Here is a 12,462-nt window from a genome sequence, read left to right on the forward strand (position 1 = left end):
GTTTCCCCGTCTGTCTCAGGCTCGGGCGCGGCTGTGCCAGCAATATGCCGCCCGCCCTTGCAAGAGTCAAGCAGATCTTGCGTAAGGAAACCGCACGGCGGCCGGGGCCACTGCGGTGGAGCCGCGGACGACCAGTTCGGGGCGGAACAGGTACTCGGAGTGCGGGGCGCCGTGCCCGTTGATCTCGTCCACCAGGGCCCGGACCGCGGCCACCGCCATCGCGGTCACCGGTTGCCGCACGGTGGTCAGCGGCGGGTCGGTGAAGGCCATCAGCGGCGAGTCGTCGTAGCCGACCACCGAGAGGTCGCCCGGAACGGACAGACCACGCTGGCGGGCCGCCCGCACCGCGCCGAGCGCCATCAGGTCGGAGCCGCAGACCAGTCCGGTGACACCGCGGTCGAGCAGCCGGCCGGCCGCCGCCTCGCCACCCTCCACACCGAACAGCGTCAGCTCGGCCAGGGGGGCGAGATCGGCCTCGGCGACGCCGGCCAGCCGGGTCATCGCCGCCCGCCAGCCGACCACCTTGCGCCGCACCGGCACGAACCGGTCCGGACCGGTGATCAGACCGATCCGCCGGTGTCCCAGGGCGACGAGGTGGGCCACCGCCAGGTCGGCGGCCTCCCGGTCGTCGCAGGAGACGAAGGGCGCGGCGACGTCGGGGACGTACCCGTTGATCATCACGACCGGCAACGGGCGGGCGATCAGCGCCCGGTAGCGGTCGTGGTTGGCGGCGGTGTCGGCGTGCAGGCCGGAGACGAAGACGATCCCGGAGACCTGCCGGTCCAGCAGCATCTCCACGTATTCGTCCTCGGTGACGCCGCCGGCCGTCTGGGTGCAGAGCACCGGGGTGAACCCACTCTGCGCCAGTGTCGACTCGATGACCTGCGCGAACGCCGGGAAGATCGGATTGTCCAGCTCCGGCACCACCAGGCCGACCAGGCCGGCGCTGCGCTTGCGCAGTCGCGCCGGTCGCTCGTAGCCGAGCACGTCGAGGGCGGTGAGAACGGCCTGCCGGGTCTCCGGTGCCACGCCAGGGCGGTCGTTGAGCACCCGCGACACCGTGGCCTCGCTGACTTCGGCCTGTTGGGCGATGTCGGACAGTCGAGCGCGCATGTGCGGCACTGTAGCCCACCGGCAAGTTCTTGCGGGGCTCTCTGCAAGCCCTTCCATTATCTGCAACGTCTTGCTAACGTCCCCGCAACATATGAGGGTGGCGGCGCAGAATCGCTGCGCCGATCAGCAAGAACTTTCAGCTTTCCCACTGGCGGGGCGTCCTTCCCCCGGCGGACCCGCCATGACGACAGGAGTACCGATGCGCATCCGTACCGCGGGTGTGGTCGCCGTTCTCGGCTTGGCGCTCGCCGCCTCCGGCTGCGGTGGCGACAGCGACGAGCCGGCCACGAAGGAAACCCCCACGGCCGCCGGCGGCAAACTGGTGATCTGGGCCGACGACAAGCGGACCGCGGCGCTCAAGCCGTTCGCAGAGAAGTTCGGCCAGGAGAACGGCGTCACCGTCGAGGTGCAGGCCGTCCCGAACGAGGACCTCCAGAACAACTTCGTCACCGTGTCCAGTCAGGGCGGCGGTCCGGACGTGGTGATCGGCGCGCACGACTGGATCGGCAACCTGGTCCAGAACGGCGCGATCGATCCGGTGCAGCTCCCCGAGGAGCAGAAGGCGGCCTTCAGCGAGAGCGCCGTCAAGGCCGTCACCTTCAACGGCCAGCTCTACGGCGTGCCGTACGCGCAGGAGAACCTGGCGTTGATCCGCAACACCGAGCTGGCCCCCGAGGCCCCGAAGACGATCGAGGACCTGGTCGCCACGGGCAAGCAGCTCAAGGCGCAGAAGAAGGTCACCGAGACGCTCTGCCTCCAGGTCGGACAGAAGGGCGACGCCTACCACATCTACCCGCTGTACGCCTCGGCCGGCGGTTACCTCTTCGGCACCACCGCGAACGGGGACTACGACCCGAAGGACCTCGGCGTGGGCAAGCCGGAGTCGATCGCCGCGTTCAAGAAGATCGCCGCGCTCGGCGAGAAGGGCGAGGGCGTGCTGAAGCGCTCCATCGCCGACACCAACGCGACCGCCACCTTCACCGGCAGGAAGTGCGCCTTCCTGGTCTCCGGGCCGTGGGCCACCGCCGACGTGAAGAAGGCCGGCATCGCGTACGACATCTCCGCCGTTCCCGGCTTCGCCGGCGGCAAGGCGGCCGCTCCGTTCATCGGCGTCCAGTCCTTCTACGTGGCCGCCAAGGGCAAGAACAAGGCGCTCGCCCAGGAGTTCGTCGTCAACCACGTCGCCAAGCCGGAACTGGCGGTGGCGCTCTACCAGGCCGACCCGCGCCCGCCGGCGTTGACCGCCGCGCTGGACCAGGTCAAGGGCAGCGACCCGGACCTGGCCAAGTTCATCGAGGCCGGCAGGAACGGCCAGGTGCTTCCGGCCATCCCGGCCATGGCCGCGATCTGGGACCCGTTCGGCAAGGCGGAGGCCGCCGTCATCGGCGGCGCCGACCCGACCAGCACGGTCACCGCGGCCGGCAGGACGATCGCCGGTTCGATCAAGTAATGAGTACGCCGCTGTCCGGCCCGGGGACTGCCCAGCAGGCCCCGGGCCGGGGGCCCGTGGGCACCGGGTCCCCGCGCACGTTGCGTACCGCGCGGAACCACGCGCCGATCACCGCGGCCGGTCTCGCCGCGAAGGTGATCCTGCTCGGCCTGGTGGCCGGCATCGCGATCTGGGCGGCGTTCCCGCTCGTGGACGCCGAACAGTGGATCGGGCTGGCGGTGTTGGCACTGACCACCGCCGCGCTGTTCTACCTGTACGTGGGGCGCCGGCACGTCCCGGCGAAGTACCTCGTCCCGGGCACCCTCTTCCTCATCGCCTTTCAGATCGTGCCGGTCCTCTACACCGCGAGCACGGCCTTCACCAACTTCGGTGACGGCCATCGGGGCAGCAAGGACGACGCGATCGTCGCGATCCAGAGCAGCTCGGTGCGGCAGGTCCCCGGTTCCGCCCAGTACCCGCTGTCCGTCGCCACGAAGGGCGATCCCGCCACCGGCGCCCTGGTCTTCCTGGTCACCGACCTGGCGACCGGGACCGTCTCCGTCGGCGACAGCGGCGGCCTGCGTCCGCTCGACCCCGGTGCGGTCACCGTCGCGGCCGGCGGGAAGGTCACCGCCGCCGACGGCTACACCGTGCTGAACGTCGGTCAGGCCAGCGCCCGCAGCAGGGACATCACCGACCTGGTGGTGCCGACCGCCGGGGGCGCGCTGCGCTCGTCCGGCCTGTCCCGGGCGTACGAGGGCAAGGCCGTGCGGGCGTACGACGCGGGCTGCGACTGCGTCCGGGACAGCGACACCGGCAGGACCTGGACCGCGGACGGCGCGGCGGGCGCGTTCGTCGCCGCCGACGGCGAGCGCCTGGCCCAGGGGTGGAAGGTGAACGTCGGGCTGGCCAACTTCACCCGGGTACTCACCGACGAGCGGATCTCCGGGCCGTTCCTCGGCACGCTGGTCTGGAACTTCGCCTTCGCGATCGGCTCCACCGGCGGCACCTTCGCGCTCGGTCTGCTGATCGCGCTTGCGCTGCACTCGCCCCGGATGCGGGGCACCAACCTCTACCGGATGTTGCTGATCCTGCCGTACGCCATGCCGTCGTTCGCGATGCTGCTGGTCTGGCGGGACATGTTCAACACCGACTTCGGGCTGATCAACAACCTGTTCGGGCTCGGCGTCGACTGGTTCGGCCAGGACTGGACGGCCCGCGCCGCGGTGATCCTGGTGCAGCTCTGGCTCGGCTACCCGTACATGTTCCTGGTGGCCACCGGCGCGCTCCAGGCCATCCCGCGGGAGCTGACCGAGGCCACCTCGGTCGACGGGGCCTCACCCTGGCAGTCCTTCCGTGCGGTCACCCTGCCGCTGCTGCTGGTCGCGCTCTCGCCGCTGCTGATCTCGTCGTTCGCGTTCAACTTCAACAACTTCAACGCGATCTACCTGACCACCGAGGGGGCGCCGTTCCCGGCGGACAACCCCAGCAACGGGGCCACCGACCTGCTGATCACCTACACGTACCGGCTGGCGTTCGGTGGGCAGGCGGCACAGTTCGGCTTCGCCGCGGCGATCTCGCTGTTCATCTTCGCCATCGTCGCCGTGGTGTCCGCGATCAGCTTCCGGCGGAGCCGTCAACAGGAGGAGGTGTACGCGTGAGGACGCTCATCAACCCGAGCCGCCCGACGGGGAGGCGGAGGAGCCGCTGGCTCACCCAGGTCGGTTGGCGGCACCTGGTCGGCCTGCTCGGCGTGCTGTTCAGCCTCTTCCCGCTCGTCTTCGTCGTCTCGGCGGCGCTCAACCCGCTCGGCACCCTCTCGTCCACCGAGTTGGTGCCGACCGCCGGGGTGTCGTTCGAGAACTTCGGGGACCTGTTCGCGCGTACCGAGTTCGCCCACTGGTTTCTGAACTCGCTGCTCATCGCCGGTGGCGCCGCGTTCGCCTCGGTGTTCCTCTCGGCGCTGGCGGCGTACGCCTTCTCCCGGATGCGGTTCCAGGGTCGACGGGTGGGGTTGCTGTCGCTGCTGTTGATCCAGATGTTTCCGCAGTTCCTGGCGATCGTGGCGATCTTCCTGATCTTCGGCACGATCACCGACCTGTGGCCGGCCGTCGGCTTCAACACCCCGTGGGGTCTGCTGCTGCTCTACCTGGGTGGTGCGCTGGGCGTGAACACCTGGCTGATGAAGGGCTTCTTCGACACCCTGCCCCGGGAGCTGGACGAGTCCGCCACCGTGGACGGCGCGTCGCACGCGCAGGTCTTCTTCCGGATCATGCTGCCGTTGGTGGCGCCGATCCTCGCGGTGACCGGGCTGCTCGCCTTCATCAACACCATCAACGAGTTCCTGATGGCGAGCGTCTTCCTCACCGACACGGACGCCAAGACCCTCGCGGTCGGCATGCGCGGCATGTTGCAGGGCGCCGAGCGGAACACCAACTTCGGCATCTTCGCCGCCGGCACCCTGCTCACCGCGATCCCGACCGTGCTGGTGTTCCAGTTCCTCCAGCGTTTCATCGTCTCCGGCCTCACCTCCGGAGCGGTCAAGGGATGAACCCCTCGACGCGCCGATCGGTCGGCCCCACTACTACGAAGTGTCGTTGATAGGGGAGGATGGGTGCCGTGGAAGCACTGCGACTCATCCTCCTCTATGTCCATCTGATCGGCTTCGCCCTGCTGCTCGGCGGTTCGATCGCCCAGTACGTCAGCGGAAAGCTGCGGATCAACGCCGCCATGCTCTGGGGCGCCGTGATCCAGTTGCTCACCGGCCTCGGGCTCTCCGCGCCGCTGCGCGGTGGCGGTGACGCCGAGCCGGACCCGGCGAAACTTGTGACGAAGTTGGTCATCGCGCTGCTGATCTTCGTCATGGTCTTCTTCTCCCGTAAGCGGGACGTGGTCAACCGTGGCCACTTCCTCGCGATCGTCGGCCTGACCCTGGTGAACGCGGCAGTGGCGGTCTTTTGGCGGTAGCGTCCGAGGGGGGAGCCGCACCCCGAAAAACGGACTTCGGCGACACCTTGGGGCTCGGTTAGCAGCACGAAGAGTGATGTGCCCCACGCAAGGGTTACACCCGGGTAACAGGCACCCAACAGTCGTGCACGATTGTCGGCCGGTGGGTGGGCGCGGGCGTACGCTCCCGTCCGTAACGTGGGACAGCCGGCGGCACACCCGCAGGTCGGCTGATGGGCTGCCACCGCACTAGGCGCGGTGTGCAATGGGAAGGAGACGTCTTGCGCTCGGTGCGTGGGATGCGGATCGCTTCGATCCTCGCGGTGGGTGGGCTCGCGCTCAGCGCCGCCGCGTGTGGCGAGGCCCCGGATGATGACAAGAACGCCGGCAGTGGCGCCAAGAAGTTCAGCGCCTGCATGGTGACCGACGTCGGCGGCATCGACGACAAGTCGTTCAACGCGTCCGCTTGGAAGGGTCTCCAGGAGGCCAAGGCCGCCAACGACAACATCGACATCAAGTACGTCGCGTCGAAGGCCGAGGCCGACTACGAGCCGAACCTGACGCAGTACGTCAACCAGAAGTGCGACTTCATCCTGGCGGTCGGTGGCCTGATGGCCAACGCCACCTCGAAGATCGCCAAGGCGAACCCGAACCAGCAGTTCGGCATCGTCGACGCCAAGCCGGGTGACGCCAACGTCTACCCGATGCAGTTCGACACCGCCCAGGCCGCGTTCCAGGCCGGTTACCTCGCCGCCGGGATGACCAAGAGCGGCAAGGTCGCCACCTACGGCGCCCTGCCGATCCCGCCGGTGACGATCTTCATGGACGGCTTCGTCGACGGCGTGGCGTACTACAACACCACCAAGAAGAAGAACGTCCAGGCGCTCGGCTGGAACAAGGAGACCCAGAAGGGCTCCTTCACCAACGACTTCGCCAAGCAGGACGAGGGCAAGAAGGTCTCCGACGCGCTGGTCGCCCAGGGCGCGGACATCATCATGCCGGTCGCCGGCGGCTCCGGCCTCGGCACCACCGCGGCGGCCAAGGCCTCCGGCGGCAAGTACAACACCATCTGGGTGGACGTCGACGGCTGCGAGAGCACCCCGGACTGCGCCGCGATCATCACCACCGTGGTGAAGAACATCCCGGAGGCCGTCAAGGAGGCGGTCGTCAAGGCCGCCGGTGGCGAGAAGCTCCAGGCCAACCCGGGCTTCGTCGGCACCCTGGCCAACACCGGTGTCTCGATCGCCCCGTACCACGACTTCGACGGCAAGGTTCCGGCCGAGCTGAAGGCCGAGGTCGACAAGATCAAGGCGGACATCGCCGCCGGCACCATCACCGTCACCTCGAAGGCTCAGCCGACCAAGTGACGTCCGGCGGACCGCTCCGGTGAGATCATCGGAAGGTCTGCGGGGCACAGGTACGACCGATCGGCCGCTTCGGCCCCCGCGGGTGACCGTGGGGTCCGGAGCGGCCGATCGCGCACCGCGTCGGCCGGGCCGTTCCGGTCCGCCCGACGGCAGCTAGGCTGCACCATCGCTCGCACTCCAGGAGGTTGCGCTGAGACTCGAACTGCGCGGCATCACCAAGCGGTTCGGTGATCTGGTCGCCAACGACCACATCGATCTGACGGTGGAGCCTGGAGAGATCCACGCCCTGCTCGGCGAGAACGGCGCGGGCAAGTCGACCCTGATGAACGTGCTCTACGGGCTCTACCAGCCCGACGAGGGCGAGATCGTGGTGGACGGCACGCCGCTGAAGCTGAAGGGGCCGTCCGACGCCATCGCGGCCGGGATCGGCATGGTGCACCAGCACTTCATGCTGGTGCCGGTGTTCACCGTCGCCGAGAACATCATGCTCGGCGCGGAACAGGTCCGGGGCGGCATCGCCGGCTTCCTGGACCGGCGGCGGGCCCGACGCGAGGTCACCGAGGTGTCCGAGCGCTACAACCTGCGGGTCGACCCGGACGCGGTGATCGAGGACCTGCCGGTCGGCATCCAGCAACGGGTGGAGATCGTCAAGGCGCTCACCCGCGACGTGGACCTGCTCATCCTGGACGAGCCGACCGCGGTGCTCACCCCGCAGGAGACCGACGAGCTGTTGACGGTCATGCGGTCGCTCAAGGCGGCCGGCAAGTCGATCGTCTTCATCACCCACAAGCTCGGCGAGGTCAAGGCGATCGCCGACCGGATCACGGTGATCCGGCGCGGCAAGACGGTCGGCACGGCGTCGCCGGAGACCAGCCGGGACGAACTGGCCGCACTGATGGTCGGCCGTAGCGTGCGACTCACCGTCGACAAGTCGCCGGCCACCCCGGGCGAGCCGGTGCTGGAGGTGGCCGGGCTGGTCGTCGACGACGACCGGCAGATCCGGGCGGTCGACGGCGTGGACCTGACCGTACGGGCGGGCGAGGTGCTCGGCGTGGCGGGCGTGCAGGGCAACGGCCAGACGGAGCTGATCGAGGCGATCATGGGTCTGCGCCCGGTGCTCGCCGGCACGGTCAGCCTGGGCGGTGACCGGATCGACGGCTGGACGACCAAGAAGGTCCTGCGGGCCGGGGTCGGCTACGTGCCCGAGGACCGCAGCGTCGACGGCCTGGTCAAGGAGTTCAGCGTCGCCGAGAACCTGGTGCTGGACATCTACGACCGGCCGCCGTTCGGTGCCGGGCTCGCCCTCAAGCCGGACGCCATCGCGTCCTCGGCCAAGGAGCGGATCGAGCAGTTCGACGTCCGTACCTCATCGGCGGAGGCGGCGGTCGGCACCCTCTCCGGCGGCAACCAGCAGAAGGTGATCGTGGCGCGGGAGCTGTCCCGGCCGCTGAAGCTCTTCATCGCCGCCCAACCGACCCGTGGCGTGGACGTCGGGTCGATCGAGTTCATCCACAGCCAGATCATCCACGAGCGGGACGTCGGCACCGCCGTCATGGTGGTGTCCAGCGAGCTTGACGAGGTGGTCGGGCTGGCCGACCGGATCGCGGTGATGTACCGCGGACGGATCATCGGCATCGTCGGCCCGGACACCCCGCGTGAGGAGATCGGCCTGTTGATGGCCGGCATCCACCCGGACGCGGCCACCGCCGGCACACCGGCCGAACCCGACGCGACCACCGCCGGCACCGCAGCCCAGCCCGGCACGGCTACCTCCGGTGGCGTGGCCGACGGGGGTCCGGCGCGCGCCGACGGCCCCGCGAGCGAGGACGAGGCATGACCAACCCCAATCCGCAGTCGGGCTCTCCGGACAAGGAGCCGGCGAGCGAGGCGCAGGCGGCGCAGAACGCCCTCGGCAACACCGAGCGGGCCGAGACGACCACCACCACGGAGAAGACGCCGGAGCCGAAGCCGTCGCTGGGCCGGCTCTTCCTGGACAACCTCTGGGCGGCCAACACCTTCACGGTGACCCTGTTGTCGCTGGTGCTGGCGATCGCCGTCGGCGCGGTGTTGATGATCGTCTCCGATCCGGACGTGCTGCACACCTACACCTACATCACCGCCCGCCCCTCGGACGCGTTCAGTTCGAGCTGGACGCTGGTGAGCGACGCGTACGCCAACCTGTTCAAGGGCTCGATCTTCGACCCCGAGGCGTTCTCCGGCTGGGTGAACGGCAGCAACGGCTGGCAGGCCGTGCTGGCGCCGATCTCCGAGACGCTGACGTACGCCGCGCCGCTGGTCTTCACCGGCCTGGCGGTGGCGTTGGCCTTCCGGGGCGGCCTGTTCAACATCGGCGCGCAGGGGCAGGCGACCGTCGGCGTCATCCTGGCCGCACTGGCCGGCTTCCTGCTGCCGCTGCCGCCGGGGCTGCACCTGCTGGTGGCGGTGCTCGCCGGCGCGCTGGGCGGGGCGATCTGGGGCTTCATCCCGGGCATCCTCAAGGCCCGCGCGGGCGCCCACGAGGTGATCAACACGATCATGCTCAACTACGTCGCCACGTACTTCCTGACCTGGCTCATCGTGCAGAACGGCGTGCAGGATCCGACCCGGCCCGACGCGATCAGCAAGGCGGTGGACACCTCCGCGCAGCTGCCCCGCCTGCTCGGTGACAACCTGCGCGTGCACGCCGGCATCCTGCTCGCCGTGCTGGCCACCTGGGCGGTCGCCTGGCTGCTCAACCGGTCCACCCTCGGCTTCGAGTTGCGGGCGGTCGGCGCCAACCCGGACGCCGCGCGGACGGCCGGCATCAGCGTCACCCGGACGTACATCCTGATCATGGTCTTCTCCGGGGTGCTGGCCGGTCTCGGCGGCTCGAACATGGTGCTCGGCTCCACCGCCAGCGCGTTGACGCCGCTGGTGGTGGCGCAGATCGGCTTCGACGGCATCCTGGTGGCGCTGCTGGGCCGGGTGAAGCCGTGGGGAGTGCTGCTCGCCGCGCTGCTGTTCGGCGCGCTTCAGGCCGGCGGTAACCGGATGCAGTCGTACTCCGGTATCTCGCTGGAGCTGGTGACCGTGCTCCAGGCGCTGATCGTCATCTTCATCGCCGCGCCCGCCCTGGTGAAGGCGATCTTCCAGCTCCGGGCCGCACGAGCCGCCCGGTTGCAGACGAGCCTGGCGAAGGGCTGGTAACGCATGTCCACCATGGCTGTCCCCGACGTCGCGGTCGGCGTCGACGAGGGTTTCTGGACCCGGACCCGCAAGGTCGGCCTCACGCTGACGGCGCTCGGCCTGCTGGCGGCGGTGCTGTTCGGGGCGCTCGCCACCGACCAGCAGGCCCGGTTCACGCTCAGCGACGACGCGGCCGGTGCCGCCTTGGAGATCAACGGCACGATCGGCGCGATCCTGTTCGGGATCATCACGATCGCCGCCGGTGCGGCCCTGCTCGCCGGAGTGCCGAAGCGCTGGTTCCTGCCGGTGCTCGGCGTCGGGCTGGTCGCCTTCGTGCTCTCGTTCCTCTGCTGGCAGGTCTCCGCCGCGCCGACCGGGCAGAACTTCATGCCGCTGGTCAACATCATCCGGGGCACGTTCATCCTGGCCCTGCCGCTGATCTTCGGCGCGCTCGCCGGTGTGCTCTGCGAGCGGTCCGGCGTGGTCAACGTAGCCATCGAGGGCCAGTTGCTGATGGGCGCGTTCAGCGGCGCGTTGTTCGGCAGCCTCTCCGGCAACGTCTGGGTGGGTCTGGTCGCCGCCGCCATCGGTGGCGCGTTCATCTCGCTGCTGCTGGCCATCTTCGCCATTCGCTACCTGGTGGACCAGGTCGTCATGGGCATCGTGCTGAACCTGCTGGCGGTCGGCGTCACCGGCTTCCTCTACGAGCGGCTGATGCAGACCGACGCGGAGAAGTACAACAGCGCGCCGCGCTTCAGCAACTGGGAGATCCCGCTGCTCAAGGACATCCCGGTGCTCGGGCCGGCACTGTTCCGCGGCAACATCTTCCTCTACCTGGGCCTGCTGCTGGTGCTGGTGATCCACATCGGGCTGTTCCGCACCCGGTGGGGGCTGCGGACCCGGTCGGTGGGCGAGCACCCGATCGCCGCGGACACGCTGGGTGTCAGGGTGCTCCGGGTGCGCTACCGCAACGTGCTGCTGGCCGGTGTGGTCGCCGGTATCGGTGGGGCGTCGTACACGCTGGCGCTCTACTCGTTCACCAAGAACATGATCGGCGGCAAGGGCTTCATCGCGCTGGCCGCGCTCATCTTCGGTCGGTGGAACCCGACCGGGGCGCTGCTCGCCGCGCTCTTCTTCGGCTTCGCCGACCAGCTCGCCACCTACCTGAGCGCGATCAACAGCTCGATTCCCAGCCAATTCCTGGCCATGCTGCCCTACCTGGCGACGATCCTGGCGGTCGCCGGTCTGGTCGGCCGGGTCCGGGCGCCCGCCGCCGACGGCAAGCCGTACATCAAGGGCTGACACCGACGGTCGTGCCCGGCAGGACTCACCTGCCGGGCACGACGCGGTGCTCGCCGTCCGCGCCCACCAACACCCTCTGCGGGTACGTCGTCGAAGTGGTGCGCAGCGCAGACGGTCCAAGCCCACGCGAGTGTTCGATCGCTTCGTGGCCTGGGCTCCGTACCGCAGGCCGATCGTCGAAGATCGGTAATGCCCCGCCCTCGCGCCGATCTTCCACTTTCTGTTGGCTATATGAGTGGAATGCACCTTATGTCGGGACACAAACTGCAAGATCGCGGAGTGGGGCCGGTTGACGAACAGTTGCTCCGCCTGACCAGTGGTTGCGCGGCAGTGAGATCACCGTGCACCCCTCCGGCCGTGGGTAGCCGAGGTCGCGGACCCCGCCCTGCCCGCGCCTGACCTGGGCCGCTTGGGCAGAATGGCGGCATGACCGACATTGACTGGGCGGGTCTCCGCGCTGCCGCCGTCGAGGCGATGCGGCACGCGTACGCGCCGTACTCGACCTTTCCCGTCGGCGCGGCCGCACTTGTCGACGACGGTCGCGTCGTGGTCGGCTGCAACGTGGAGAACGCCGCGTACGGGGTGACGCTCTGCGCCGAGTGCGGAGTGGTGTCCAGCCTGCACGCCACCGGTGGCGGTCGGCTCGTCGCACTCTCCTGCGTCGACGCCACCGGCGAGCCGCTGATGCCGTGCGGCCGGTGCCGGCAACTGCTCTGGGAGCACGGCGGCCCGGAGTGTCTGATCGAGACGAAGACCCGGCCGCTGCGGATGGCCGAGCTGCTGCCACACGCCTTCGGCGTGGAGGACCTGGAGGCGGTGACCGGTGAGACGCCGGTGCCGGTCGTCCCGGAGCGGCTGGCCGCCTGGCGCGGTCGCGGCACCGTCTTCGTGCACCCGGACATGTCCGCCGGGCAGCAGGTCTGGACGGCGTACTGGGAGCGGTCGGCCGGTGACGACGTGGGCGCCGAGACCGGTGTGCTGGAGGAGGCACCGAGCTGGGACGATCCCGCCGAGGCGATCACCTGGGGGATGGCCCGGACGCCCCGGGTCGTCGTGGTGGACGAGACCGGCACGATCTTCTGGGCCGGCGAGGGGGAGCCGCCTGCCGAGATCCCGGTTCGGTGGTCTTAGTGGTTGCGG

The 12,462-nt window shown here is 69.3% G+C and carries 10 protein-coding genes; 9 read left to right on the top strand and 1 reads right to left on the bottom strand.

Translation table 11 applies throughout. The features are described 5' to 3' along the window. Positions 1-66: 66 nt before the first annotated feature. A complete protein-coding gene (locus ACN269_RS23580; RefSeq protein WP_421474463.1) occupies positions 67-1,113 on the bottom strand; it encodes a LacI family DNA-binding transcriptional regulator in 1,047 nt (348 codons plus the stop codon). A gap of 199 nt (positions 1,114-1,312) precedes the next feature. On the opposite strand from ACN269_RS23580, the gene ACN269_RS23585 reads away from it, so the two are divergent. The 9 genes from ACN269_RS23585 (at position 1,313) to ACN269_RS23625 (ending at position 12,453) form a co-directional block, all read left to right on the top strand. Further along, positions 1,313-2,563, top strand: coding sequence for a sugar ABC transporter substrate-binding protein (locus ACN269_RS23585; protein WP_421474464.1), 1,251 nt, complete (start codon positions 1,313-1,315; stop codon positions 2,561-2,563). Next, on the top strand, positions 2,563-4,203 hold the full coding sequence (locus ACN269_RS23590) for an ABC transporter permease subunit (RefSeq protein WP_421474465.1): 1,641 nt from the start codon (positions 2,563-2,565) through the stop codon (positions 4,201-4,203). The genes ACN269_RS23585 and ACN269_RS23590 overlap by 1 nt, the downstream gene beginning before the upstream one ends. Next, positions 4,200-5,093, top strand: coding sequence for a sugar ABC transporter permease (locus tag ACN269_RS23595; RefSeq protein ID WP_421474466.1), 894 nt, complete (start codon positions 4,200-4,202; stop codon positions 5,091-5,093). The genes ACN269_RS23590 and ACN269_RS23595 overlap by 4 nt, the downstream gene beginning before the upstream one ends. Before the next feature lie 68 nt (positions 5,094-5,161). Continuing rightward, the gene (locus ACN269_RS23600; RefSeq protein WP_355246136.1) at positions 5,162-5,509 is read left to right on the top strand and encodes a hypothetical protein; all 348 of its coding nucleotides are present in this window, start codon (positions 5,162-5,164) and stop codon (positions 5,507-5,509) included. Between the two features lie 278 nt (positions 5,510-5,787). After that, positions 5,788-6,855, top strand: coding sequence for a BMP family lipoprotein (locus ACN269_RS23605; RefSeq protein WP_421476515.1), 1,068 nt, complete (start codon positions 5,788-5,790; stop codon positions 6,853-6,855). Between the two features lie 250 nt (positions 6,856-7,105). Then, positions 7,106-8,692, top strand: coding sequence for an ABC transporter ATP-binding protein (locus ACN269_RS23610; protein ID WP_421476517.1), 1,587 nt, complete (start codon positions 7,106-7,108; stop codon positions 8,690-8,692). Next, the gene (locus tag ACN269_RS23615; RefSeq protein ID WP_421474467.1) at positions 8,689-10,041 is read left to right on the top strand and encodes an ABC transporter permease; all 1,353 of its coding nucleotides are present in this window, start codon (positions 8,689-8,691) and stop codon (positions 10,039-10,041) included. The genes ACN269_RS23610 and ACN269_RS23615 overlap by 4 nt, the downstream gene beginning before the upstream one ends. A gap of 3 nt (positions 10,042-10,044) precedes the next feature. Next, a complete protein-coding gene (locus ACN269_RS23620; protein WP_421474468.1) occupies positions 10,045-11,322 on the top strand; it encodes an ABC transporter permease in 1,278 nt (425 codons plus the stop codon). A 426-nt stretch (positions 11,323-11,748) separates the two neighbouring features. Further along, positions 11,749-12,453 (top strand): cytidine deaminase, encoded by a 705-nt coding sequence (locus ACN269_RS23625; RefSeq protein WP_421474469.1) that lies wholly within the window; start codon positions 11,749-11,751, stop codon positions 12,451-12,453. Positions 12,454-12,462: the final 9 nt, after the last annotated feature.

Origin of the sequence: Micromonospora sp. WMMD736 (genome assembly GCF_049179015.1) — a bacterium.
Classification (GTDB): domain Bacteria; phylum Actinomycetota; class Actinomycetes; order Mycobacteriales; family Micromonosporaceae; genus Micromonospora.